The organism is uncultured Aquimarina sp., assembly GCF_947496855.1.
In the GTDB taxonomy this organism is placed as follows: domain Bacteria; phylum Bacteroidota; class Bacteroidia; order Flavobacteriales; family Flavobacteriaceae; genus Aquimarina.
This window is the reverse complement of the sequence record NZ_CANMED010000008.1, coordinates 332572-358026: the sequence shown is the minus strand read 5'-3', so window position 1 is coordinate 358026 and position 25455 is coordinate 332572. Positions and strand designations below refer to the sequence as shown.

Genomic DNA, 25455 nt, shown 5'->3' with positions numbered 1-25455 from the left:
TAACGGTCTGATAAACAATATCTTTAAAAGAGAAGTGTTTGTTAATTAATACAGGTATATTTTTATAACAAATATAATTTAAAATAGACATAAACGTTATGAAATTAAACTCATAACGTCATGTATTCAAAAACCCTCTTAACAACCTTATTTCTTTTTTCGTTTTTTTTTCTTTCTGCTCAGAATAAAGTATTGGTGTTTACTAAAACAAATGGATTTACACACCCTTCAATAGGAGCTGGAGTTACCATGATTACCAATCTTGGTAATGCAAACGGACTTTGGACAACGGATGAGACAAATAATGCAAATGATTTTAATGCAAATAATTTAGCGCAGTATAGTGCTGTAATATGGTGTAATACCAGTGGTAATAATTTATTGAATGCTTCGCAACGACAAGCTTTTGAAGATTTTATTGCTGATGGCGGCGGTTTTTTAGGTATCCATGCAGCTACAGATACCTATAGAGATCGAAGTTGGTCATTTTATAATGAACTCGTGGGTGGTATTGTACAATCAGGCCCCAATCATACAAGTAATAATTTTAATGCGGATATGACTGTTGTTAATTCGCATCCAGCCGTAGATTTTTTAGGAACTACTTGGAATAAATCCGAGGAGTATTATTATTGGAAAAATAATGGTGGACAGTTATTTAATGGTAATATAGATCTTCTTGTAGTAGAATCTACAGGTTCTAATGATTATGATGAGGAAAGACCGATATCGTGGTATAAAGAATATGGAGGTGGACGCTCTTTTTATACAGCTTTAGGTCACAATTCTAGTGATTATACAAATGATATTGATTTTATAAAGCATGTAGAAGAAGGAATAAAATATGTGATCGGTAATACATTAAGTATGGGCAGACCGGATCAAGAAATACCTTTTCATATTGCTCCAAACCCCGTAAGTGATGTCTTTAGATTTACTACTTCTGATGTTGTAAAAACAAAATCATTAAGGATTTATGATATTAATGGGCAATTAGTATATAAGAATGAAATTCCTTCCTCAGTGGTTTCTACTGATATTAATATTGAAAACTTATCGAATGGGTTATACATAGGGAGTATAACATCAGGGAAACAACAAAGTAATTTCAAATTGGTAAAAAAGAATTAAGGGACTATATAAGCTCCTTTCCAATTATTGTTTTCTTTTTTAAATACAACCCGAATATGATTTGGCCTATTTAAACGTAAATATTCTATTCTCATAGGAATAATCCTAATCGCAGAAAAAAAATGTTTTCCCGCTAGGTAATCAATGTTATCCGGGTTTTTGATTTCTATACCTGGAGATAATTCAGTAGAATAGTCTTTTCTATATTGTTCCGGAATTTTTTGCCATATTTGTTGTGTAGTTTTATCGTCTGTGATAATTTCTGCTTTTGCTTTTATAGTGACTTGTAATAACCGTTCTTGATCATAAAACAAAAGACTTACTCGATTGTTTGCTTGGATATTTGCAATTTTTTTAGATCTTTCATCAGTGTATATTGTCATATTTAAATTATCATCCACGTCTCTTAGAACCACAGTTCTTAATCTTGGGATACTATTGAAATCGGAAGTGGCTAGTGTGAAATACCGAAATGGATGTGTCTTAGTTTCGATAGCTGTTTTTAGATCTACGGTAATAGAGGAAAATATAATATCGGTCATGGGTTGCTGGGTTTATTAAGAATATTATAAAGTTAATTAATTTATAGGCCAACCTCAAAAAAAGCAGATACTAATATTAGGCAATGTTTACCTAGCTTTCCATACCTCTTTTTCCATCCAAGGAATGGTAGTTTTTAATACTTCTTGGTATTCACAAGCTTTTATATGTGTTTTTCCTTCAGCCTCTACAAAAGTGATATTACATCCTAAGGCTTTGGCTTCTGCAATACGTTTTCTTGCCTTTTTTATAGAAAAAAATTGATCCTTTGTTCCTTGGATAACATAAATGGGGATGTTTACCTTTTCTTTCACTTTACAATCAGACCCCATAAGTATCATAGCAGAAAAAATAGTTGAGTAATCTTTGGCATATTGCCATCCTGCCATAGCACCGTTACTATATCCTACTAATATAATTTTATTAGGATCAATGGGCCAGTGTTTTTTAGCTAGATCAATAAAATCTAAAATTCTTTTTTCTAGATAGTCTAATGTCCAAGTTCTCCAGGCTCCAGAAGGACTAAAAATAAAACCTCCGGCGTCCTGTAATGCAGGAGAGACAAGGCAATTACTGAACTTAATGTAATTCTTGCTACCTATACCTCCGTGTAGTAAAATAAACAGCGGCACCTTCTCACCTTCTTTAATTTCGGGAATAGTAAGATCATATTTCCATTCAGATTCTTTATCATTGACTTTGATAGTGCTAATTATGTTGCCAGGAGTTAGTGGAATTTCTTTAAAAGATTCTGCATTTATACTACTTATATAATCTTTGGAACCTCTATTGTCCAATCCGCTTTTACAGGAAGCAATGGTAATGAGAAAACCAAAACAGAGGAGGGGTAAAAATAAATATTTCATAGTTTTTGTATAAATATACTAAGTATGTCGTTGTTTTTTGGGACATTTAACAAGGTGTTTATAAAATAATCACCTAAGTGAAAAATTATGTCAGTTAGGATTTCAGGGGTTGCAATTTAATTTTATTTTTGCCTATGCAAAATAACAAGGTACTTATTTTAGACTTCGGGTCACAAGTAACACAACTTATAGGACGCCGAGTAAGAGAACTCAATATTTATTCAGAAATACATCCGTATAATAAACCTCCAAAAAATATCAGCGATTATAATGCTGTAATTTTATCGGGTAGTCCACTTTCGGTGAGAGGTAATAATGTTGCGCATCCCGATCTTTCAGAGATACAGGGTAAAAAACCGTTATTAGGTATTTGTTACGGAGCCCAATATTTAGCACATTTTGGTGGTGGGCGTGTAGAAGAATCGAATACAAGAGAATATGGTCGAGCAAACTTGTCATATATAAGCAAAAATGAGTTGTTCCAAAATATTTCCGATGGGTCTCAGGTTTGGATGAGTCATAGTGATACAATTAAAGAATTACCAACTAAGGCAACACTTCTGGCAAGTACTCAAGATGTAGAAAATGCAGCTTTTAAAATTGAAGGAGAAGAAACTTATGCGATTCAATTTCATCCTGAAGTATATCATTCTAAAGACGGGACACAACTTTTAGAGAATTTTTTAGTGAACATTGCGGGTATTGCTCAGGATTGGACTCCAGATTCTTTTGTTGAAGAAACAGTAAAAACCTTAAAAGAACAGTTAGGAAATGATAAGGTAGTTTTAGGATTGAGTGGAGGAGTTGATTCTACTGTGGCTGCAGTATTACTTCATAAGGCAATTGGTAGTAATCTTCATTGTATTTTTGTGAATAACGGATTACTTCGTAAAAATGAGTTCTCTTCTGTATTAGATCAGTATGAAGGAATGGGACTTAACGTAAAAGGTGTAGATGCTTCGGCACGTTTTTTGGATGCCTTAGCTGGAGAAAGTGACCCTGAAGGAAAACGAAAAATAATAGGACGGGTATTTATTGAAGTTTTTGATGATGAAGCTCATCAAATTGAAGATGCTAAATGGTTGGCACAAGGTACTATTTATCCAGATGTTATAGAATCTGTTTCTGTAAGTGGAGGTCCATCAGCTACCATTAAATCGCATCATAATGTAGGAGGATTACCTGATTTCATGAAATTAAAAGTAGTGGAACCTTTAAAAATGTTATTTAAAGACGAAGTAAGACGAGTAGGAAAGTCTATGGGACTTGATCCTGATTTGTTAGGAAGACACCCATTTCCTGGACCTGGACTAGCAATTCGTATATTAGGAGATATTACTCCAGAAAAAGTTAGTATTTTGCAAGAAGTTGATGCCATATTTATTAATGGACTAAAAGATAATGGTCTCTATGATAAAGTTTGGCAGGCAGGAGCTATATTGTTACCTGTGCAAAGTGTTGGGGTAATGGGAGACGAAAGAACCTATGAAAAATGTGTGGCATTAAGAGCTGTAGAAAGTACAGACGGAATGACTGCTGATTGGGTAAATCTTCCATATGAGTTTTTACAAAAAACTTCTAATGAAATAATAAATAAGGTAAAAGGCGTTAATAGAGTAGTGTACGATATCAGTTCTAAGCCTCCTGCGACAATAGAATGGGAGTAATTAAAAAAGGTATTAACGCTTTGGTTCTTTAAGAATCAAATCCATTAAAATTAAATCGAATGAAAAAAGTATTGTTGTTCTTTTTTGTACTTCTTCTGACCAATATTGGTTTTGCTCAGCAGTATAAAAGTCATAAAGTAGCTCAAGGAGAAAATGTATATAGAATCGCAAAACGATATAATACAACTCCGGAGGCAATTTATAAAATAAATCCAACAGCAAAAGAAGGAATTAAAGAAGGACAAATTTTAGCAATTCCAGTAATCGATGATCAGGAATATGAAATTCATGTAATTGGGGATGGAGACACTGTTTATAATTTGTCAAAAAAATATAATACAACTCCAGAAGCAATCTATGCCTTAAATCCAGATGCAGTTAACGGTATTAATCTTGGACAAATCTTACGAGTAGCTAAATTGGTAAAAAGCGATGATACTGATAAAAATATTGCTACAGAAAATGTGAGTGATCCAATCTTGGATAGTATCAAGCCATTAGAAGAAATACGACAAATTATTCGATTTAAAACACATAAGGTAAAAAGAAAAGAAACCTTGTATAGTATAGCGAAAAAGTATAATGTTACTGTTGATGACATCAAAAAGCATAATAAAAGATTATACTCTGAACAAATTCGAAAACGTGATAAGCTTCGAGTTCCAATATATGCAGAAGAAGCTGTTGTGGAAACAGAAACTCCTAAAGATAGTTTAAATAGTAGAGTTTCTACCACCACCAAATATATTGTAAAACCAAAAGACACAAGATACAGTATCTCTAGAAGGCACGGTATTACTGTTGGCGAATTAAATCAATTGAATCCTGAATTGGACCCAAGTTTCCCTATTGGTATGGAACTTATCGTACCAACTACCATTTTCGTTCCATTACAAGAAATTATAGAGCCTGAATTCGAATTGTATGAAGTTCAACCGAAAGAAACTATATACAGTATTCTTAAACGAACTGAAATTTCATCAGATTCGTTGTTTAATATGAATCCATATTTAAGAGATGGTCTTAAAGCAGGTATGGTTATAACAATCCCTAAAAGAAATGAAGTTGATTCATTAGCTATTGATTTTCCAGAAAGAAAAGTGGTACCACTTGACAATATGTTGTATAATTTTAAGATAAAGAAATTAGCAATAATGTTACCATTTGGTTTGGATACATTAGATCTTAATGCCAGGCAAGAAACAGAAGAATTTTTAAAAAGCAGAAAAGCCAGAGGAGTTAGAGTTGCTCTTGATTTTTATAAAGGAGTTCAGATGGCTGTTGATTCAGCAAAGACAAAAGGACTTAGTGTTGATCTTACCGTTTTTGACACCCAAAGAAATAATAATGCACGGTATATAAAACAACTAATTGATCAAAATAATTTTGATGAGATGGATGTTGTTATAGGACCTTTATATCAAACAAATGTAGAAGCTGTAACTGCAGAATTAAAAAAATATGAAACGCCGGTCCTTTCTCCTTTGTCTAATAAAGAATCTAAACTCTATAGTAATTTCTTTCAGACTATACCCACAGACATAATGCTTCAGGATAAATTGATTAATTATGTAGAAAAGGATTCTACTGATAAGAATATTATTATTGTCGTGCAACAAGGAAAAAAGAAACATGAGGATATAAAAAATAAGTTGATTGCCAAATTTCCAGATGCTAAAATAGCAAGAATAGAAGAGGGTAATTATCTATATGAACTACATCTGAATAAAGTTTTAGACAAAAAGAAGCCAAATTGGGTTTTTTTAGAGTCTGATGATGTAGCAATGATTAGTAATGTAACACCTTTGCTAAATGCTAAAGCAGAGAGTCATAATATTACATTATTTACGACAGATAAGGACGAAGCATTTGATGACGACAATATAAAAAATGAATATTTATCTAATCTACATTTACATTATCCTTCAATAGATAAGGAATTTGATAATTATGATGAAAATAATATGACCCCTTTTGTAGCAAGATATAAAAAGGAATATGGAACTATCCCGAGCAAGTATGCAGTAAGAGGTTTTGATATTACATATGATATCTTGATGAGATTAGGTTCAGCAGATGATTTGTATCACGCAGCAACTTTTGAGGGAACAACAGAATATGTGGAAAATAAATTTAATTACGCTAAAAAGCTCTTGGGAGGCTACTATAACAAGGCTTCCTATATTATTAAATTTGATGATGAATTGAAGCTCACTGTGATAGAATAAAATTTATTTCATCAATAATTGATTTTACAGCGGATTTTAAAATCATTTTTTTTATTTTTAGATGCTGAATTGTTTTGTTTTTTAATGTAAAAATAAAACAATGGTATATTTTGGTTTATATTTTCAGTTGATTTTAAACTCATGGCATGGAAATTGATATAGAATTTAAAAACGATTTGGATAAACTAAAGTAATTACTGAATTTTGGAAAAATTGTATAGATTGGGACAGATATAAATTTTTATATCTGAATATAAATAAAATCTATTTTAGTAAAGATTATTAATACTTGCCCCGTATTATATATTTGGATGCTAAAATAGAAAACAACAACTTTTAGCCGGGCATAATTATTGCAATTATGGGTAAAATTTTTACTATTCTCTTAGTTTTAGTTTTTGCTAATCACGGATATGTAGAGCGTTTTTCTTATGCAGAAAAGAGTAAGTTAGATTGGTCAGATTTTAGAGGAGAACCTAAAACAGACAGTCATTTTGATGCTAGCGTCAACACGGGTATAACTTATCAATGGTCTATAAGTAAGGATTATGGGAAAACTGAATTGAAGTACGAAGTGGACAGCTTTTGTTACCCGTCATTATCATGGGTTAAAAAAGGTCAGTCTACTAAATACTTGCTCCTACATGAACAACTCCATTTTGATATTTCCGAATTGCACGCAAGAATCATGCGTAAGAAATTAAAAGAGTATAAACCTGGTAAAAATGTTCGTAAGGACCTTAATAAGATGTATAAAAGGGTGGAGCGAATGAGAATTAATATGCAGGAACAGTATGATTTAGAAACTGATCATTCTAAAAATAAAACTAGTCAAGGAAAATGGGAAAAGAAGGTTAAAAGTTTAATGCGATACTATAAAGCATATACCAAATAGACTCACTTCATCCTCTACGAATTTATGGATCAACAATCCCAAAAGGATTTTTTAGTCAAACTTGCCAATGCCAAAATGCCTTTTGGTAAATATAAGGACAGATATCTTATTGACTTACCAGAACATTATATTGTTTGGTATCATAACAAAGGATTTCCAAAAGGAACCCTTGGTCAACAAATGCAGACCGTTTATGAACTAAAGTTGAATGGCCTTGAGTATTTGATAAGAAATATTAGAAAACTTTGATTAAGATCTATTCTTTCTATTTATACTTCTTTATTGTCGGACACTTTCTTGTTTAAATATTCTTTGGTTATTTAGTCGTAGATAAACTTTGGTCATAAGTTCTGTGATTTTGTCAAGAATTAGGTAACTTTATTTCAAAATATTGATTGTCGTTTACCTAATATCATATAAATCATCTAAATGAATATATATAAATTGATCATCGGGTTTTTCATTCTTTCTATTGTTTGTAATACAGAAATCCACTCACAAAAATTTAAAGAAGGGCCATTCTCTCAACTTATTATTCGGGGAGTCACCTTGATTAATGGTAATGGATCACCTCCTAGAGGTCCGGTTGATATTGTTGTAGAAAAAAATATTATTAAAGATATTGTAGTGGTTGGTTATCCTGGAGTTGATATAGATGATACCAAACGACCAAAATTGAAGCCAGGAGGTAAAGAGTTAGATGTTCAGGGAATGTATCTTTTACCGGGCTTTATAGATATGCACGGTCATATCGGAGGAGTTGCCCAAGGAGCTGATTCAGACTATGTTTTTAAATTATGGATGGCTCATGGAATCACAACAGTTAGAGAGCCAAGCGGAAGAGGAATTGATTGGACATTGAAACTCAAAAAATCAAGTGAAAGAAATGAAATTATAGCACCACGTATTTATGCATATACAGGTTTTGGACAAGGAAGTAAAGAGCCTATAAGTACCTCGGAAATGGCTAGGAATTGGGTTCGAGAAAATGCTAAAAAAGGAGCGGATGGAATAAAGCTTTTTGGAGCTGCTCCAGAAATTATGAAAGCTGCACTAGATGAGAACAAAAAATTAGGATTAGGTTCTGCTTGTCATCACGCCCAAACTGATGTAGCTCGGTGGAATGTCCTTAATTCAGCCAGAGCAGGATTAACAACAATGGAACATTGGTATGGATTACCCGAAGCGCTATTTGAAGATAAAACTATTCAACATTATCCTTTAGATTATAATTATCAGAACGAGCAAGATAGGTTTGAAGAAGCCGGAAAACTATGGAAACAAGCAGCAAAACCATATTCAGATCATTGGAATAAAGTGATGAATGAACTTTTAGAGCTAGATTTCACATTGGATCCTACTTTTAATATTTATGAAGCTAGTAGAGATCTACAAAGAGCTAGAAGAGCAGAGTGGCATGAGACCTATACACTACCTTCTTTGTGGAAATTCTATCAGCCTAGTAAGATCTCACATGGCTCTTATTGGCACGATTGGGGAACCGAACAAGAAGTAGCTTGGAAAGAGAATTATCGTTTATGGATGACTTTTATAAATGAATATAAGAATCGAGGAGGAAGAGTTACTACGGGTTCTGATTCCGGGTTTATATTTCAGTTGTATGGCTTTGCTTATATCAGAGAATTGGAACTTTTAAGAGAAGCAGGTTTTCATCCTATGGAAGTAATTAGAGCTGCAACATTAAATGGAGCTGAGGCTTTAGGAGTTTCCGATAAAATTGGATCTGTTGAGGTCGGTAAATTTGCCGATTTCGTATTGGTAAATGAAAATCCTCTTAAAAACCTAAAGGTACTTTATGGAACCGGAGCAATTCGATTAACAAAGGACAATAAAGTGATTAGAGCAGGAGGTGTTCAATACACAATTAAAGATGGCATCGTGTATAATGCAAAAGAATTACTTGCGGATGCGAAAAGAATGGTAGATGAGGCTAAAAAAAATGAAAAATTTTCAATAGTTCAACCAGGTATTAAGGAGTAGCATTATTGAAAACGATTGAATGAATATAAAAATGCATCCAGAAATAATCTGCATGCATTTTTTATATAAAAAAATATATTGTTTATGAAGCTGGTTCTGTAACTTTAGAAAAGATTTCTGTGTTTACCTGATTCTTGGTTAAGTCTTCAAAAGTTTCACGTTTACGGATTAAATGAGCTTGGTCATTATGCCAAAGCACTTCTGCTGGACGGAAACGCGAATTATAATTGCTAGCCATAGAAAAACAATAAGCACCGGCATTTTTAAAAGCTAAAATATCACCTTCAGTAATTTCTAAAATTCTTCTATTGGTAGCAAAAGTATCAGTCTCACATATGTATCCTACGATAGAATAAAACCGTTCTCTACCCTTAGGGTTTGATATGTTTACGATTTCATGATAAGAATCATAAAACATAGGTCTTATCAAATGATTGAAACCACTATCAATTCCTGCAAAAACGGTAGAAGTTGTTTGTTTCACAACATTTACTTCTGCTAGAAAATATCCTGCTTCGCTAACTAAAAATTTACCCGGTTCGAAACCAAGGGTTAATTCTTTTCCGTACTCTTTACAAAAATCATTAAAACGTTTTGTGAGTTTTTGACCAAACTCTTCAATATTGGTTTCAATATCTCCTTCTTTGTAAGGAACTTTAAAGCCACTTCCGAAATCTATAAAATCGAGATTTTTAAAGTTTTTAGCAGTTTCAAATAATATTTCACTTGCATATAGAAACACATCAATATCTAAAATATCACTACCTGTATGCATATGTATACCATTAATATTCATTCCAGTGTTTTTCACAATCCTAAGAATATGTGGAATCTGATGAATAGAAATACCAAACTTACTATCAATATGACCTACAGAAATTTTGCTATTTCCTCCAGCCATAACATGTGGATTAATTCTAATACAAACAGGTACATCAGGATGTTTTGTCCCAAACTGTTCAAGAATTGATAAGTTGTCTATATTTATTTGTACACCCATTTCAGAAACCTTTTCAATTTCTGCTAAGGAAACTCCGTTTGGAGTAAAAATGATATTAGTTGGTTCGACACCCGCCAATAATCCTAGTTTAACTTCCTGGATGGATACGGTGTCTAATCCGGCACCTAATGAATTCATTAGTTTTAATATCGCAAGATTAGACAATGCCTTGACAGCATAGTTAAGTTTTACATGTTTCACCTGTTTAAAAGCACCGGTTAGGCGTTCGTACTGTGAAACAATTTTTTCGGAGTCATAGACATATATAGGACTCCCAAACTCTTTTGCGATTGCTAATAAATTTGCGTTTTCCATTTTGATAAAATTAAGCTTACGAAATTACTATTTTTACTATAGATTACCTCTAAGCGCCGCGTAATTAGTATAAAATTATCTAAACTTGAAAAAAAGTGGCTTTAAATAACGAATTTTTAATTTTTGAACAGATATTATACATAGGGTAGGCGTTTATTTAGTATTTTTAAAATAAAAAATGTTAGCACTCTTTCCTTTACAATTAGTAGTGTATCCAGGCGAGCGACTACCGCTGCATATTTTCGAAAAGAGATATCAGCAGTTAATTTCTGATTGCGAAACGGAAGGTATCTCATTTGGAGTACCAGCCTATATCGATAAAAAATTAGAATATGGCACTGAAGTTACCTTGCAAAAAGTAGAAAAAAGACATCCTAATGGAGCTAGTGACGTAATTTGTATAGGTACGAGAATTTTTAAGATTAAGAGTTTTCATAAACAATTACCAGGTAAATTATATGCGGGGGGTGAGGTTGAATATTTAGAAGATAGGGAGAATGGAGTAGAAGAACTCCAAGAAGAATTACTGAAAAATATTGCTATTTTATATATAGAATTAACCATTGAAAAACCTCCTGTTTTTAATATTCCATTTGTGAGTTATCAAGTAGCACATAAGGTTGGGTTAGCATTACATCAGGAATATCATTTACTAAAGTTACGAAGTGAACTAGAACGACTGAACTACTTGATCGGTCATCTTAAAATTACGATTCCTGTAGTTAGAGAAATGAATCGTGCTAAGGAAGTAATTAAGATGAATGGCCACTTCAAGAATTTTGATCCACTGGATTTTGAGGATTTTGAATTATAATTAAGTTATCCTTCAATTTTAGATAAATTACAAGGCTACTTTTTAGATTACAAGACTCCTATTTCAATATAACTTTTTTTACCACAAAAGATTGGCACAGTAACTTCACTTTTCCTATTTTTGGGACTCCTATTCAAAAGGCAAAAAATAAGACTATGAACTTACACGAATATCAGGGTAAAGAGATATTAAGCAGCTTTGGTGTGCGTATCCAGCGCGGTATTGTTGCACAGAATGCAAAAGAGGCAGTTGCTGCTGCAAAACAATTAACTGCAGAAACAGGTACTGGATGGCATGTGATAAAAGCACAAGTACACGCAGGTGGTCGAGGAAAAGGCGGTGGAGTGAAGCTTGCTAAAAATCTTCAGGAAGTAGAAGATATAGCAGGACAGATCATTGGGATGAACCTGATAACTCCTCAGACATCAGCAGAAGGAAAAAAAGTACACCAAGTATTAGTTGCAGAAGATGTATATTATCCTGGAGATAGTGAACCAGACGAATTTTATGTTTCTGTATTGTTAAATCGTACTACTGGACGGAATATGGTTATGTATTCTACAGAAGGTGGAATGGATATAGAAACGGTAGCAGAAGAAACTCCGCATTTAATATTTACAGAAGAAATTGATCCTTCTGTAGGATTATTACCTTTTCAGGCAAGACGTGTTGCTTTTAACTTAGGATTAAGCGGTGGTGCATTTAAAGAGATGACTAAATTCGTAATGGCATTATATACTGCATATGTAAAATCTGATTCTTCAATGTTTGAGATCAATCCTGTTTTAAAAACAAGTGATGATAAGATCATGGCAGTTGATGCTAAGGTGACAATTGATGATAATGCATTATACCGTCATAAGAATTATGTGGATATGAGAGATATCCGCGAAGAAAATCCAATAGAGGTCGAAGCGAATGAAGTAGGGCTTAACTATGTGGATCTAGATGGTAATGTAGGGTGTATGGTAAATGGTGCTGGTCTTGCGATGGCAACAATGGATTTAATCAAACAAGCTGGAGGAGAACCTGCTAACTTCCTTGATGTAGGAGGTACTGCAGATGCTAAGCGTGTGGAAGAAGCATTTAGAATTATCCTTAAAGATAAGAACGTAAAAGCAATTCTAATCAATATTTTTGGAGGAATTGTTCGTTGTGATCGAGTTGCTCAAGGTGTAGTGGATGCGTATAAAAATATGGGAGACGCTATTAATGTTCCTATTATTGTACGTTTACAAGGAACTAATGCGGATATCGCTAAAGAATTAATCGATAACAGTGGATTGGATGTACAGAGTGCTGTACAGTTTCAGGAAGCTGCAGATAAAGTGCAAGCAGTACTAGCATAATATCTAACATAGATTTATAATATTTGAAGCGACCCATAACATTGGGTCGCTTCTTTTTTTATCAAAGATTATTTATATGGATAAAAAAGTAGAAGAAATAGTTACTAACCTCAATATGATACCACATCCTGAAGGTGGTTTTTATAAAGAGACTTACAGAAGTAAAGGAGTTATACCGAAAGCAGTTTTAAAAGAAGAATTCTCTGGAGATCGTAATTATTGTACAGGAATTTATTTTCTACTTACTTCAGAAAACTTTTCAGCGTTTCATCGTATTAAACAAGATGAGATGTGGCATTTTTATGGAGGAAACTCCTTGTATGTTCATGTGATTACTCCAGAAGGAGTATATACGAGATATGCCATAGGGATGAGTCTGGATCAAGGACAATCTCCTCAATTGGTAGTTCCTGCTGGTTGTTGGTTTGCTTCCAGCGTAAAAGATGCGAAAGGGTATTCTTTTGTAGGCTGTACAGTATCGCCTGGTTTTGATTTTGCTGATTTTGAATTAGCTAGTAGAGATGTTCTGGTAAATCAATATCCAAATCATTCTGAGATAATTACACAATACACGCGTAAATAGGGTTGGTTAATTATTCGTATCAGGAGATGAGCTAATAACAATTTTTAGAATGTTGATTGTTAAATAGTCTTATTTTAAATTAGAGTGAAACACTAATTAAAACTATTCAAAAGACTATAAATTATGTATTTTTAATTGATTAAAATGAAACGAGTTACAATAAAACTTTTGATACACATCAAAGATGATTATTGTGAAGTTCCTTTTTTTTAATTTAAGCAATAGTATAAATACCAGAAATTAAGTAAATATGATACCTGAAATAGAGAAATCGTTAAATGAACAAGTACGATATGAGGCGACAGCATCTGCACAATATCTTTCTATGGCATGTTGGGCTGATGTAAATGGTTACAATGGAATAGCAGACTTTTTTTATACGCAGTCTGAAGAAGAGCGTGTTCATATGACTAAACTAGTCAAATTCATTAATGAAAGAAATGGACAAGCTGTAATACCTGCTATTGATAAACCAAGAGATGATTTTAAGTCATTAAGAGAATTATTCGAAATTTTCTTAGAAAGTGAAGAGTTTGTAACTGCGCAGATTAATAATGTTATTTTTCAATGTCTAGAACATAAAGATTATAATGTACATAATTTTATGCAGTGGTATGTAGCAGAGCAATTAGAAGAAGAAGCAGTAGCGAGAACTTTATTAGATAAATTAAAAATTATCGGTGATGATAAATCAGGACACTATTTATTCGATCGAGATATAAATACCTTTCAGATAAGCAATTCGCAACAGGAGTAGATAACTGGTTGTTAATAAGTAACTAAATAAAATTAAAAGATTCTTTTTTTGAGAATCTTTTTTTTATACTTTTGTTCTTTATTTAGATTCAATAAAAATTAGATACTAGTGCAAAATTCTGGAATGACCTCTTTATATTCCCCATGTGCAGCAATGAATTGCGAAGTTAGCTGCGGTGGGAAAAAGAAAAAATGTTGTAAGAAATATAAAAAGAAAGGCAAAAGTAATTGTAAAAGATGTCCTAAGTTATAACGTGTTAAATTAAATTTATAGAACAAACTCCTCATAAGCGTGTAATCACACGCTTATGAGGAGTTTGTTTTTTAAAATAAACAAACTATAAATGCCGCATCTGGTAGATTTAATTTTGTAATGGATTAAGAGTTTATTAGGATAGATTACAAAAATGATTTTATAGATTAGTGTTTTAATAGTATGGATTATAAATACTTATGGATATTGAGATATTAAGAATACATCACAATCACTTTAAAATCATCAATCATGAAAAATTTTCTAATGTTGTTTTTGCTACTAACAATCACTGCTACCGTAGCCCAAGAATCTGATCGAAATTTGATAGAGCAAACCGTAAATTATTACCTAGAAGGAGGGACAAATAATGATTTTGAAACACTCAAAAGAGCGTTTCATAAAACGGCTAGCATGAAATACATCAACAATGGTTATCAGGAAGTCAATGCAATCAATTTTTTTAAAAAAGTAATGAAACCTGGTCCTAAACAAAACAGAAAAACTAATATTGCAAGTATTGATGTTTCGGGTCATGCTGCTAGTGCCAGATTAGAGATAGAGTACGCTACTTTTACATTTATAGATTATATGAATTTGCTAAAAATCGATGACGAATGGAAAATTGTTAGTAAAGTTTTTTACAAAAAACTACACGATAAAAAATAATCTATCCAATTTCAATTTATAATGTATTATTGGGAGTCAATATTCTTTTTTTTAGATAAAGAACGAGGCGATGTGTAACATTTTTAGTTTTAGTTGGTATTATATAGTAGATGCTCGCAGGTTTTAATTTATAAACACACATGAAAAAAATTCGAAACAATGGAGCCATTGCAGCTTTATTGGATGAATACGAAAAAGCAGTTTTAGAATTGCAAGAAACAATCAGTAGCTTAACAGATAAGAAGTTAGTAGTAATTATAGATCATAAAACTAGTGATCCTGACTGTAGATCTATTCAAACAATTTTATCACATGTGATAAGAGCCGGATATGGATATGCTATTCAGATAAGAAAATCTCTGGGAGAAGAAATTGATTTTATGGATGGAAAACTGCTTAATTCAATAGAAGAATATAAAAAAACACTAAGTGTAATGTTTGCCTATAACGAACAACTATTTGAAGAATATCCAAATTTAAAAATAGAAGAATACGATAATAAGAAAAAGATGCTAACACGATGGGGACAGCTTTATGATGTCGAACAATTAATAGAGCATGCGATTGTACATGTATTAAGACATAGAAGGCAAATAGAACGTTTTTTGATTGAAATGTAAAGAATACCAAACCTTCTAGAAAGTTTTATATTCTCTATAATGAAACTGTAGAAGAAGCACTTTGTTTCGGCAGGATTGAGAAGTATTATTAATAACATTTTAAGAACTATCAAAATTAAATATATAATGAAATTCATAACGATAAAAGCCTTCTTCTTATTTCTAATACTATCTATATCAGGATATACCCAAAATAATGAAGAGTCTCTTCTGTATTTAGATCAAAAGCCTCCTGGATTACAGCCAGTAGTTTTTGCACCTAGTATAATTTCTAAACCATCTGAATCAGAGTTTGGGTCTGTCTTTTCTAAAGACGGAAAAGAGTTTTTTTACGGAGTGGTTATAAATGGTAAATCAGAAATTAGATACACCAGATTAGTAAAAGATTCTTGGACAACACCTGAAACCATTATATCTGATTCAAATTTTGGTTTTAATGATCCGTTTTTGTCACCAGATGAAAATAGATTGTATTACATATCAGATAGGTCAATCAAAGGAAAAGGAGACAAGAAAGATCATGATATCTGGTACTCTAAAAAAAGACCTTATGGTTGGTCTAAACCCATAAATGCGGGAGCAAATATTAATTCTGCAGGTAATGAATATTATATGTCATTTACTAATAATGGCACAATGTATTTTAGTTCTAATGTTCTTTCAGAAAAAAATAATGATCATGATTTTGATATTTATGCCTCAAAGCAGATAAATGGGGAGTTTCAGAAGCCAGAAAAATTAAGTGACGCGATAAATACCAAAAGTTATGAAGCAGACGTATTTGTTGCTCCAGATGAATCTTATGTGATCTTTTGTGCAATACGAAAGGAAGGACTGGGGAGAGGAGATTTATATATCAGTTTTAAAAATGAAGATGATAGCTGGACTACAGCTAAAAATATGGGAGCATCTATTAATACTAAAGGACATGAATTATGCCCCTTTGTTACCAAAGATGGGAAATACTTTTTCTATACTAGTAATCAGGATATTTATTGGGTTGATGCTTTTATTATCAATCAATATCGGTAGAAATACTAGTGAATTCTGTTGTCTATTACTATTAGATAGAAATGATAATTTAATATTATTCAAAAAAAAACATAAAGCCCGTTAATTTTTGATAACCTTTTTTTAGATTTGTACTAAACCCTCCCTTCTTCTAGTGATTAACCTTTATATCAATTTAACTTATATGTTGTTTAAAAGTTAAAATGGTATTGTATCAATTTAAAAAAAAGTACTATCGTTTATGATAAGATATTTGTTAATCATAGTTGTTTTTCTTTCTTCTAAAAACTATGCACAGGAAACTGAATTTAATAAGTTACTAGATTTTTTTACTGAATCTAAAAAACAAATTCCGGAAGATTTAGCATTAAAATATTTTGATTTTACACCCACAGAAAGAGCCAATGCGCTGTTTACAGGAAAAATTCTTGTTAGGGCAAATGAGTACATTGTTTTATCTACTGTTTTAGAATGTAGTGCAGGAGGCAGTTGTGAGCAATCCTCGTTAACCTCATTTAGTTATAAGGGCGAAAGAATTGATACTATAGCTTATGAGAGAAAAATGGCCGATTGTTCTTTTGACGATAAAAGAGAGTCGGCTTTTATATCTAACGATTTATTGGTTTTTAAAGAGACAAGAGAAAAATTGGATTGTTTAGGAGACGGCAAGCAGATTGGGATAAAAGAATGGTTAGAGTTTCAACCTATAAAAGAAAATGGTGCGTTCTCAAAACCGTACACGGATCTGAAAGCAATTGAACGAGATAACTATATATATTCTCATAGGGTCTTTACTCCAGGAGAACTTAATCAGAGGACTGAAGAGGAATTGGCGGTTATAAAAAATGAGATTTTCGCTTCACATGGGTATATGTTTACAAAAGAAAAGTGGCAAGATTTTTTTGAATCAAAATCTTGGTATATGCCCTCAGATGACGATGCTATTAGCAAGTTGACAGAAATAGAAAAAAAGAATGTAGAATTGATTTTAAGTATAAAAAAATGAGGATAATAGGAATACTTATATTCATTTTAATTTCAAAAGTATCTTTTGGTCAGACAAAAACTATTCATGTTTTTGTTGCTTTATGTGATAATATAAATCAGGGTATTGTTCCGGTTCCGAAGAGCATAGGAAACGGTCAGGATCCTAAAAATAATTTATATTGGGGAGCTGGATATGGTGTAAAGACTTTTTTTAAAGTTAAAACCAGAGATTGGGAATTGGTAAGGAACATTCCTTCTAAAGACTCTAATGTGTTGGAAAGATTGTTGTTTAAACATGTCACTAAAGATGTTTATATGTTAGCAGATGCATATGATGGGGCTAAAATCAAAACAAGTATAGAAGATTTTTTGAAATCATCTAATGGTCAGGCTCCGATAGAGATAAAAGAAAAAGAGAGTGTATTGAGTTTTGGTGGGGGATCAGATTTATTAGCATATGTAGGGCACGATGGTTTAATGGATTTTGAGGTGAGTATTTCTTATAAAGAATCCGTTGCCAAACAGATAGATGTCATTATTCTAGCTTGCTACAGTAAAAGTTATTTTTCTCCTGAGATTAAAAAAGCAAAAGCCAATCCGATATTATGGACAACACATCTTATGGCTCCCGAAGCGTATACATTAAAAGCTGCAATCGATGGATGGGTTAGGAATGAATCAGGAAATCAGATTGATGAAAGAGCTGCTCAATCTTACCATAAATATCAAAAATGTGGTATTAGAGGAGCTAGAAATTTATTTACTACGGATTTTTAATATCTCTAAACACTACAAACCACTCGGTTAATACCCTTTTTTCAGGGGGGTAATTGGTTTTTTTTAATGATATTTTTGAGTATCAAAAAAGTAAAAGATGTTTTTAGATTTTAAGAAGACTCTTTTTTTTACCTATATTTCTATAATGAATATCAAGATCGTATATTCATTTTTTATATTGAAAAAATAATGGCCGACAATCAACAGTACATCAATGAGCTTCTTCAAAAGCTGGAGATTCTTTCGAAAAAACAAGAAGTTTTTCGTAGAGAAATACTAGACTTAAAACACGAAATTCATCAATTTAAGACCTCTGAAGAGCAAAAAGAGACACCAATTGTAGAAGAAAAAACAATTTTACCTATTGCTCAACCGGTTCTAAAAACAACCGAAGATATAGCTAAGCCCATTGAACCGGCAATACAGAAACAACCTGTGATACCCGTTTCGAAACCGACGGTTAAAAGAGTTGTTAAACCAAAAGGGAAATCTAATCTAGAAAAATTCATAGGAGAAAATCTGATTAGTAAAATAGGAGTGATTATCTTAATAATTGGTGTAGCCATAGGAGCGAAATACTCTATTGATAATGATTTAATAAGCCCGTTAACAAGGATTATACTTGGATATCTTACTGGGGTTGGTCTGATAGCGGTTGGGATGAAGCTAAAAAAGAAGTATCATAATTTTAGTGCAGTTTTAGTTAGTGGTGCTGTGGCTATATTATATTTTATCACCTTTTTGGCGTATAGCTTATATGATCTCTTTCCACAGTTATTTGCATTTATGTTAATGGTCTTATTTACTATTTTTACAGTATTTGCGGCGATACAATATAATAAACAGGTAATTGCTCATATAGGATTAGTAGGTGCTTATGCTGTTCCATTTTTATTAAGTGATGGATCAGGACAAGTTGCAGTATTATTCAGCTATATGGTAATCATTAATTTAGGAATTCTGTTTATAGCGTTGCAGCGATATTGGAAACCATTATATTATTCTTCTTTTTTCCTTACCTGGTTGATTTACTTTGGTTGGTATGCTTCAGATTATGAAATTGATATTCATTTCGAACTGGCATTTATCTTTTTATTAGTGTTTTTTGCTACATTTTATTCTATATTTTTAGTATATAAACTCAGAAAAAAGGAGAAGTTTGGTACAGGAGATGTGATACTACAATTAATTAATGCATTCGTTTTTTATGGAATTGGTTTTTCTATACTACAAGAACATCCTGTTGGAGAACAATTATTAGGCGTATTTACACTAGTCAATGCGATCATACATTTTACGGTAAGCGTTATTATTTATAAATTAAAATTAGCAGATCGAAATCTGTTTTATTTCACGTCAGGAATGGTATTGGTTTTTATCAGTATTGCATTCCCGGTGCAATTAGATGGCAATTGGGTGACTTTATTATGGGCTTTAGAAGTCGCCTTATTATTTTGGATTGGTAGAACTAAAAAAGTTACTATTTATGAAAAACTAGCATATCCAGTTGTTGCATTAACATTTTTCAGCTTGATTCAGGATTGGTGGTTTTATTATATAGAATACTCGTATGCTTCATTAGAACCAGAAACAGGAATGATTCCATTTTTTAATATTTCTGTGCTTACATCTTTACTATGCGCAGGCTCATTTGGATATATTCTTTATTTACATCGTAGTGATAAACATCCATTTCCTTGGCCGAATTACAAAACATGGTATCAGTTAATCTCTTTATGGATTTCGGCAATGTTTTTGTTCATTTTGTATATGACTTTTTTCTTAGAAATTATAGAATATTGGAATGCTTTTGAGGCTAATAGATCAGAGTTTAGAGGTATCTGGTTGATAAATTACACGCTAATTTTCTTAACGCTCCTATCTTTTATAAATATCAAGAAAATCAAAAATATGGTTTTTGGATATATTAATATATTTCTTAATCTATTCATCTTAATCATTTTCTTGACAAATGGATTGTATATACTCAGTGAATTGCGAGAAAGTTATCTAGACCCAACACTTCTCGAATCTGGCGAAGTAGGTTTTTATCACATTGGGATTCGATATATTTCATTGTTTTTTGGTATTGGGTTATTGGTAGCCTGTTATCAATATGTGAGACAAGAGTTTCTAGGAAGAACATTTAAGATAGCCTTTGATATTATCTTACAGATAGCTATTCTTTATATGATTAGTAGTGAGTTGATTCATTGGTTAGATATGGCTGGCTATGCATCTTCAGATAAACTTGGATTGAGTATTCTTTGGGGCTTATATTCATTGTTATTGATTGTTTTAGGATTTTGGAAAAATATAAAGCATATACGAATTATTGCTTTTACGCTTTTTGGAATTACGTTGATAAAATTATTCCTCTATGATATTTCGCACCTTAATACGATTTCTAAAACCATCGTATTTGTATCCTTAGGGCTGTTATTATTGGTTATTTCGTTCTTATATAATAAATACAAACATATCATTACAGATGAGGTTAAAGATTAATATACTAGGTTGTATACTTTTTTTAATCTGTTCTATTACATACGGACAGATTGATAGATATGAATATAAAAGAGAACTAAAAGGCATTACCGATAGCTGGCATCGGGTTATGTTGCCTGATGAACTATTTAAAAATGTATCATCTGATCTTTCGGATATTAGAATTTATGGGATTACAAAAGAACGCGATACGGTAGAAGCTCCTTATATTTTGAAACAAAATCAAGAGAAAAGGTCTAGTAAACAGGTTAATTTCGAAATTATAAATAGGGCAACGACCGGTAAAGGATCTTTTATAACATTCAAAATATCATCTGATCAGGCAATTAATCAGATCAAACTATTCTTTAAAGAAAATAATTTTGATAGGTTAGTCAACCTAGAAGGAAGTCAAAACCTCAAAGAATGGTACTCGATTGTAGATAGCTATCGTATCCTTTCGATTAAAAATGAACTAACGGCGTATACATTCACAAATCTTAAGCTTCCTGATTCTAAGTATCAATATTATCGACTTTTTATAAAAGGAACTAAGGCACCAGCTTTAAAGAATGCTCAGATCACCTTACAGGAAACAACAAAAGGGGATTATAAGATGCATGCAATTAAATCGATGCGTACCCAAGAGGATAAACAAAACCGCAGTACGGTAATTGATATCGATTTACAAACAGCAGTTCCAGTAAGCTATATAAAAATAGAAGGAGCTAATAATTTTGATTATTATCGATCGGTACGTATAGAATACCTTAGAGATAGTATACAAACAGAAAAAGGATGGCGTTATACGTATCAAAACCTTAGCTCTGGAATCCTTAATTCTATAGAGGAAAACGAATTTAGATCGAGTAGTACAATTACAAATAAATTAAGAGTAATTATCGACAATCAGGATAATGAACCGCTCACCATCGGTGCTATCCAGATAAAAGGATATACACATGAATTAATCACGCGATTTACAACACCTGCAGCCTATTACCTTGTCTATGGAAATGCTAGAATTGGTAAACCTTCTTATGATTTGCAATATATGTCAAATATAGTTCCAGAGAAATTGAAAACAATAGTATTGGGAGCAGAAGAAGGTATTGAGAAGAAAGGAAAGAAGGTGGTTTCTCCACTTTTTGAAAATAAAATCTGGCTGTGGGCAGTAATGGGTGTTATTATAGCATTATTAGGAGGTTTTACACTGATGATGATGAAAAAGAAATAAAGCTTCCAACCATATGAGAATTATTTGGTGAAGACGTGCGTCGAACAAAAAATCAAGTAATGTGTCCAAATACTAAAAACCACTTCGTCATAGAACCATATAAACCATAAATAAATAGAATTATGAAACAATTTATGTTCCTTTTTAAAGGTGGAGACGACGTTTGGGATGCTAAATCCGAGGAAGAACAAGGTGCGCACATGGAAAAGTGGATGCAATGGATTGGGAAAATGGCAGAAGAAGAAAAATATGTAGGAGGTGAACGTCTTTATCCCGCTGTAAAAACCATTCATCCTGGAGGTAAAAAAGTTACTGATAGATCTTTTGCTGAAGCTAAAGAATTGGTAGGAGGTTATATTACTGTGAAAGCGGAAACATTTGAAGAAGCAACAGACATGGCAAAAGGATGTCCTGGACTGCAATGGGAATCTTCTGTAGAAGTTAGGGAAGTTTGGCCAGACGAGGTTTAATCACAAGTGTAATTAAAAATTATAGACGATGAAAGAATTTTTAATGTTGATACGCGGCGGACAGGAAAAATACAATTCGGTATCTCCAGAAGGTATGCAAAAGCATATGGAACATTGGCAACAATGGATGAGTAACTTGGCACTAGAAGATAAATTAGTAGGAGGACAACCTTTAATGAATGAAGGAAGTACCTTGACAGAAGGAGGAAAGAAAGTTATTGATCGCCCCTTTGCAGAAGGCAAAGAATTGGTAGGAGGATACCTGCTTATTAAGGCAGGTTCTCTAACGCAAGCTACAAAGATCGCAAAAGACTGTCCTAGTTTTGAGTATGATTGTAGTGTAGAGCTTCGTGAAATAGCACCGATGGATTAAACGATCATATTGGAGCCTAAAGATCATATAGATAGTACAATAAACCATCTTTTTAGACAAGAGTCTGGAAAGATGGTTGCCGTTTTGATCAAAATCTTCGGTACAGAAAACATAGAATTGGCAGAAGATGTAGTGCAAGATGCATTGGTGAGTGCATTAGAAACCTGGAAGTTTAGAGGAATACCGGATAACCCCAAAGCATGGTTGTATCGTACAGCACGTAACAAAGCAATAGATATTATCCGCAGAAAAAAGCATAGTAAAACTATAGATTTTTCCGATCCCGAACGTAAACTATTGACCTCAGAATACACATTAGCCAATACAATGGACAATTTTTGGAAAGAGGAGCACATCCAAGACGACTTTCTGGGAATGATGTATGCCTGCTGTCACCCTAATATTTCGCCAGAAAATCAGATTACCTTTATTCTTAAATCCCTTTGTGGATTTAGTACCAAAGAGGTGGCACGATCCTTTCTCACCACAGAAGATACAATCTCTAAACGATTATATCGTACTAAAGCATATTTCAGAAAACATAAGATACGACCAAGCATACCGTATCCAGAAGAAATTGACACAAGAACTACCGCCGTGTTAAGTGCCATTTATTTGATATTTAACGAAGGGTACAATTCTACCCATGATGATCAACTGATCAGAAAAGATTTGATCTCACAAGCCATGTGGTTGTGCAAATCCTTATTGGATAGCAAGCGCACACAATTGCCAGAAGTATACGCCTTGATGGCACTGATGTGTTTTCATACAGCCAGAGTTGATAGCCGAATCACAGAAGAAGGAGCCTTGATATTGCTAAGCGATCAGGATAGAAGTTTGTGGGATACAGAACTCATAGCATTAGGAGGTAATTATCTTAATCAAGCTGCATTTGGCGAAACACTAACTACATACCATCTGGAAGCAGCGATTGCTTATCAGCATTGCACAGCTTTAAATTATGAAGGCACTAATTGGAAAGAAATCCTTAAGTATTACGATCTGTTGTCAAACATAGATAATGATCCTATTGTTTCTTTAAATAGATGTTTAATTTTGTTAGAACTACACGGACCTGAAGAGGCATTATTGGCTATAGAAGAGATTAAAGATCATAAAATAATACATACCTATTATCTGTATTATGCGATTATGGGAGAAATCCATGAGCGTTTGATACAGACCGGTAAAGCTGTTGAATATTATCAACAAGCAATGCAACTTACTCAATCCAAGCCAGAGCAACAATTATTACATAATAAGATAGTAAGGTGTCTAGAATAGAAGAATTACATTCAAAAAAGGTAAAACTTTCTAAAAGCTAGTTTTGATTGAAATTGTAGTTAGATTGTTACTAAAAATAGATTCCAGTCTACGCTATAATGACAGCAAAACTAAAAAAAAACAGGTAAAATTTTGATATTCTGACCCTTCGACTTGGCTCAGACTAAACTAAGGACCAGAATTCAAAATAATAGTATAAAGTTTAAATGTGATAGCCCTAATGTTCAGAATAGAAACTAATTTAGTGTAAACCCTAATCTTTAACTTGTGTAAACCATGTCCCTTTACGAACATATACAAACTACCAAGAATTACTAGTTCCATTTAGTTAAGGAATGTTTGCAATGAAATTATTAATAAAATCTTGTAACCTTTTTTCGTGAGTATCGTCGTATAGGCACCAACCGAATATGGATTAACTTAATGAAAGCTGAACAGAAACAAATTTCGTATGATTTAACCAAGCGAATTAATCACAGAGGTTTTTTATTTGACCTGATTATATACATTTCTGTAATGTTTCTAATTAGGGAAATTTATTTTCCAAGTGTAGGTTTTATAATCAACGGACTTTTTTGGTCATTAACAACTTTAATCATTGCTACTTGGCGAATGAAAGTCCGCAATGTTTCTTGGAAAGATTTAGGACTGTGCAAACCTGAAAGTTTCAAGAAAACTTTATTCGTCGCTATTGGTATTTTAATAGCGATTGTTCTTTCGATAATGGCATTCGAGATGATTAAAGACTACCTACCCTTTTCATTGGAGCAAAAAAATTATTCTGAAAATTCAGCATCTAAATTTGGAAATCTTAAAGGAAATTGGTTACTATTTTTCACAATTATGCCAGCGGTTTTACTTGAATCGATGTTGGAAGAATTATTAGACAGAGGTTTCTTAATAAACTGGTTTGAGAAATTATTTTCTCAAACCACAATAGCCACAATTCTTGCAGTAATACTACAAGCCTTAATTTTTGGGTTTAGGCATTCTTACGATTTGTCAGATAGGTCTATTAGAGTTGGTCTTATTGGTCTAATAATGGGGATCGCCTATGTGAAATTTGGAAGAAATTTATGGCCTTTAATTATTGCTCATTGCGTACTTAACACAATGTCAATGGTAGATAGAGTTTAATA

At 32.6% G+C, this 25455-nt stretch carries 24 protein-coding genes; 21 read left to right on the top strand and 3 right to left on the bottom strand.

Annotation, left to right across the window (positions count from 1 at the left end; all coding sequences use genetic code 11):
• The first annotated feature begins 120 nt into the window (after window positions 1–120).
• Window positions 121–1131 (top strand): ThuA domain-containing protein, encoded by a 1011-nt coding sequence (locus tag Q0921_RS23150; protein WP_299261238.1) that lies wholly within the window; start codon window positions 121–123, stop codon window positions 1129–1131.
• Here Q0921_RS23150 and Q0921_RS23145 read toward each other — a convergent pair.
• Window positions 1128–1673, bottom strand: coding sequence for a pyridoxamine 5'-phosphate oxidase family protein (locus Q0921_RS23145; RefSeq protein WP_299261236.1), 546 nt, complete (start codon window positions 1671–1673; stop codon window positions 1128–1130). The two genes, Q0921_RS23150 and Q0921_RS23145, sit on opposite strands and share 4 nt — an antisense overlap.
• 87 nt (window positions 1674–1760) lie before the next feature.
• A complete protein-coding gene (locus Q0921_RS23140; protein WP_299261234.1) occupies window positions 1761–2537 on the bottom strand; it encodes an alpha/beta fold hydrolase in 777 nt (258 codons plus the stop codon).
• A gap of 134 nt (window positions 2538–2671) precedes the next feature.
• Between Q0921_RS23140 and guaA the strand changes: the two genes are divergently transcribed.
• From guaA to Q0921_RS23115, 5 genes are all read left to right on the top strand, one after another.
• Window positions 2672–4204, top strand: a complete 1533-nt coding sequence (gene guaA, locus Q0921_RS23135) for a glutamine-hydrolyzing GMP synthase (protein WP_299261232.1) — start codon at window positions 2672–2674, stop codon at window positions 4202–4204.
• Between the two features lie 59 nt (window positions 4205–4263).
• On the top strand, window positions 4264–6432 hold the full coding sequence (locus tag Q0921_RS23130; RefSeq protein ID WP_299261230.1) for a LysM peptidoglycan-binding domain-containing protein: 2169 nt from the start codon (window positions 4264–4266) through the stop codon (window positions 6430–6432).
• 361 nt (window positions 6433–6793) lie between these two features.
• The gene (locus tag Q0921_RS23125; RefSeq protein WP_299261228.1) at window positions 6794–7327 is read left to right on the top strand and encodes a DUF922 domain-containing protein; all 534 of its coding nucleotides are present in this window, start codon (window positions 6794–6796) and stop codon (window positions 7325–7327) included.
• Window positions 7328–7351: 24 nt separating this feature from the next.
• Complete coding sequence (locus tag Q0921_RS23120) at window positions 7352–7576, top strand: DUF3820 family protein (protein WP_299261226.1); 225 nt, start codon at window positions 7352–7354, stop codon at window positions 7574–7576.
• A 180-nt stretch (window positions 7577–7756) separates the two neighbouring features.
• Window positions 7757–9328 carry an amidohydrolase family protein gene (locus Q0921_RS23115; protein ID WP_299261224.1) on the top strand — a complete coding sequence of 524 codons (1572 nt, stop codon included), beginning with the start codon at window positions 7757–7759 and terminating at the stop codon, window positions 9326–9328.
• 82 nt (window positions 9329–9410) lie between these two features.
• Here Q0921_RS23115 and lysA read toward each other — a convergent pair whose 3' ends face one another.
• Window positions 9411–10643 carry a diaminopimelate decarboxylase gene (lysA, locus tag Q0921_RS23110; RefSeq protein WP_299261222.1) on the bottom strand — a complete coding sequence of 411 codons (1233 nt, stop codon included), beginning with the start codon at window positions 10641–10643 and terminating at the stop codon, window positions 9411–9413.
• A 178-nt stretch (window positions 10644–10821) separates the two neighbouring features.
• On the opposite strand from lysA, the gene Q0921_RS23105 reads away from it, so the two are divergent.
• From Q0921_RS23105 to Q0921_RS23035, 15 genes are all read left to right on the top strand, one after another.
• On the top strand, window positions 10822–11457 hold the full coding sequence (locus Q0921_RS23105) for an LON peptidase substrate-binding domain-containing protein (RefSeq protein WP_299261220.1): 636 nt from the start codon (window positions 10822–10824) through the stop codon (window positions 11455–11457).
• 155 nt (window positions 11458–11612) lie between these two features.
• Window positions 11613–12806: an ADP-forming succinate--CoA ligase subunit beta gene (gene sucC / locus Q0921_RS23100; protein ID WP_299261218.1), complete on the top strand. Its 1194-nt coding sequence runs from the start codon at window positions 11613–11615 to the stop codon at window positions 12804–12806.
• Window positions 12807–12882: 76 nt separating this feature from the next.
• Window positions 12883–13389, top strand: a complete 507-nt coding sequence (locus Q0921_RS23095; RefSeq protein WP_299261216.1) for a cupin domain-containing protein — start codon at window positions 12883–12885, stop codon at window positions 13387–13389.
• A gap of 250 nt (window positions 13390–13639) precedes the next feature.
• Window positions 13640–14146 (top strand): ferritin, encoded by a 507-nt coding sequence (locus tag Q0921_RS23090; RefSeq protein ID WP_299261214.1) that lies wholly within the window; start codon window positions 13640–13642, stop codon window positions 14144–14146.
• 504 nt (window positions 14147–14650) lie between these two features.
• Window positions 14651–15067: a nuclear transport factor 2 family protein gene (locus Q0921_RS23085; RefSeq protein WP_299261212.1), complete on the top strand. Its 417-nt coding sequence runs from the start codon at window positions 14651–14653 to the stop codon at window positions 15065–15067.
• 140 nt (window positions 15068–15207) lie between these two features.
• Window positions 15208–15687 carry a DinB family protein gene (locus Q0921_RS23080; protein ID WP_299261210.1) on the top strand — a complete coding sequence of 160 codons (480 nt, stop codon included), beginning with the start codon at window positions 15208–15210 and terminating at the stop codon, window positions 15685–15687.
• A 126-nt stretch (window positions 15688–15813) separates the two neighbouring features.
• Window positions 15814–16719 (top strand): hypothetical protein, encoded by a 906-nt coding sequence (locus Q0921_RS23075; RefSeq protein WP_299261208.1) that lies wholly within the window; start codon window positions 15814–15816, stop codon window positions 16717–16719.
• 220 nt (window positions 16720–16939) lie between these two features.
• Window positions 16940–17704: a YARHG domain-containing protein gene (locus Q0921_RS23070; RefSeq protein WP_299261206.1), complete on the top strand. Its 765-nt coding sequence runs from the start codon at window positions 16940–16942 to the stop codon at window positions 17702–17704.
• A complete protein-coding gene (locus tag Q0921_RS23065; protein WP_299261204.1) occupies window positions 17701–18462 on the top strand; it encodes a hypothetical protein in 762 nt (253 codons plus the stop codon). The genes Q0921_RS23070 and Q0921_RS23065 overlap by 4 nt, the downstream gene beginning before the upstream one ends.
• A 189-nt stretch (window positions 18463–18651) precedes the next feature.
• Entirely contained in the window at window positions 18652–20970 is a 2319-nt protein-coding gene (locus Q0921_RS23060) for a DUF2339 domain-containing protein (RefSeq protein ID WP_299261202.1), read from the top strand.
• On the top strand, window positions 20954–22186 hold the full coding sequence (locus Q0921_RS23055) for a DUF3999 family protein (RefSeq protein ID WP_299261200.1): 1233 nt from the start codon (window positions 20954–20956) through the stop codon (window positions 22184–22186). The genes Q0921_RS23060 and Q0921_RS23055 overlap by 17 nt, the downstream gene beginning before the upstream one ends.
• Before the next feature lie 122 nt (window positions 22187–22308).
• Window positions 22309–22656, top strand: coding sequence for a YciI family protein (locus Q0921_RS23050; RefSeq protein WP_299261198.1), 348 nt, complete (start codon window positions 22309–22311; stop codon window positions 22654–22656).
• A gap of 28 nt (window positions 22657–22684) precedes the next feature.
• Complete coding sequence (locus Q0921_RS23045) at window positions 22685–23029, top strand: YciI family protein (RefSeq protein WP_299261196.1); 345 nt, start codon at window positions 22685–22687, stop codon at window positions 23027–23029.
• 9 nt (window positions 23030–23038) lie between these two features.
• On the top strand, window positions 23039–24316 hold the full coding sequence (locus tag Q0921_RS23040; protein WP_299261194.1) for a sigma-70 family RNA polymerase sigma factor: 1278 nt from the start codon (window positions 23039–23041) through the stop codon (window positions 24314–24316).
• 423 nt (window positions 24317–24739) lie between these two features.
• Entirely contained in the window at window positions 24740–25453 is a 714-nt protein-coding gene (locus tag Q0921_RS23035) for a CPBP family intramembrane glutamic endopeptidase (RefSeq protein ID WP_299261192.1), read from the top strand.
• Window positions 25454–25455: the final 2 nt, after the last annotated feature.

Excerpts from the sequence above, each read along its gene's own strand:
- Q0921_RS23055 (WP_299261200.1), top strand. The coding sequence starts at position 20,954 with ATGAGGTTAAAGATTAATATACTAGGTTGTATACTTTTTTTAATCTGT.
- Q0921_RS23095 (WP_299261216.1), top strand. The coding sequence starts at position 12,883 with ATGGATAAAAAAGTAGAAGAAATAGTTACTAACCTCAATATGATACCA.
- Q0921_RS23085 (WP_299261212.1), top strand. The coding sequence starts at position 14,651 with ATGAAAAATTTTCTAATGTTGTTTTTGCTACTAACAATCACTGCTACC.
- Q0921_RS23075 (WP_299261208.1), top strand. The coding sequence starts at position 15,814 with ATGAAATTCATAACGATAAAAGCCTTCTTCTTATTTCTAATACTATCT.
- Q0921_RS23115 (WP_299261224.1), top strand. The coding sequence starts at position 7,757 with ATGAATATATATAAATTGATCATCGGGTTTTTCATTCTTTCTATTGTT.
- Q0921_RS23105 (WP_299261220.1), top strand. The coding sequence starts at position 10,822 with ATGTTAGCACTCTTTCCTTTACAATTAGTAGTGTATCCAGGCGAGCGA.
- Q0921_RS23120 (WP_299261226.1), top strand. The coding sequence starts at position 7,352 with ATGGATCAACAATCCCAAAAGGATTTTTTAGTCAAACTTGCCAATGCC.
- Q0921_RS23045 (WP_299261196.1), top strand. The coding sequence starts at position 22,685 with ATGAAAGAATTTTTAATGTTGATACGCGGCGGACAGGAAAAATACAAT.
- Q0921_RS23090 (WP_299261214.1), top strand. The coding sequence starts at position 13,640 with ATGATACCTGAAATAGAGAAATCGTTAAATGAACAAGTACGATATGAG.
- Q0921_RS23060 (WP_299261202.1), top strand. The coding sequence starts at position 18,652 with ATGGCCGACAATCAACAGTACATCAATGAGCTTCTTCAAAAGCTGGAG.
- guaA (WP_299261232.1), top strand. The coding sequence starts at position 2,672 with ATGCAAAATAACAAGGTACTTATTTTAGACTTCGGGTCACAAGTAACA.
- Q0921_RS23130 (WP_299261230.1), top strand. The coding sequence starts at position 4,264 with ATGAAAAAAGTATTGTTGTTCTTTTTTGTACTTCTTCTGACCAATATT.
- Q0921_RS23050 (WP_299261198.1), top strand. The coding sequence starts at position 22,309 with ATGAAACAATTTATGTTCCTTTTTAAAGGTGGAGACGACGTTTGGGAT.
- Q0921_RS23065 (WP_299261204.1), top strand. The coding sequence starts at position 17,701 with ATGAGGATAATAGGAATACTTATATTCATTTTAATTTCAAAAGTATCT.
- Q0921_RS23035 (WP_299261192.1), top strand. The coding sequence starts at position 24,740 with ATGAAAGCTGAACAGAAACAAATTTCGTATGATTTAACCAAGCGAATT.
- Q0921_RS23145 (WP_299261236.1), bottom strand. The coding sequence starts at position 1,673 with ATGACCGATATTATATTTTCCTCTATTACCGTAGATCTAAAAACAGCT.
- Q0921_RS23070 (WP_299261206.1), top strand. The coding sequence starts at position 16,940 with ATGATAAGATATTTGTTAATCATAGTTGTTTTTCTTTCTTCTAAAAAC.
- sucC (WP_299261218.1), top strand. The coding sequence starts at position 11,613 with ATGAACTTACACGAATATCAGGGTAAAGAGATATTAAGCAGCTTTGGT.
- Q0921_RS23150 (WP_299261238.1), top strand. The coding sequence starts at position 121 with ATGTATTCAAAAACCCTCTTAACAACCTTATTTCTTTTTTCGTTTTTT.
- Q0921_RS23140 (WP_299261234.1), bottom strand. The coding sequence starts at position 2,537 with ATGAAATATTTATTTTTACCCCTCCTCTGTTTTGGTTTTCTCATTACC.
- Q0921_RS23125 (WP_299261228.1), top strand. The coding sequence starts at position 6,794 with ATGGGTAAAATTTTTACTATTCTCTTAGTTTTAGTTTTTGCTAATCAC.
- Q0921_RS23080 (WP_299261210.1), top strand. The coding sequence starts at position 15,208 with ATGAAAAAAATTCGAAACAATGGAGCCATTGCAGCTTTATTGGATGAA.
- lysA (WP_299261222.1), bottom strand. The coding sequence starts at position 10,643 with ATGGAAAACGCAAATTTATTAGCAATCGCAAAAGAGTTTGGGAGTCCT.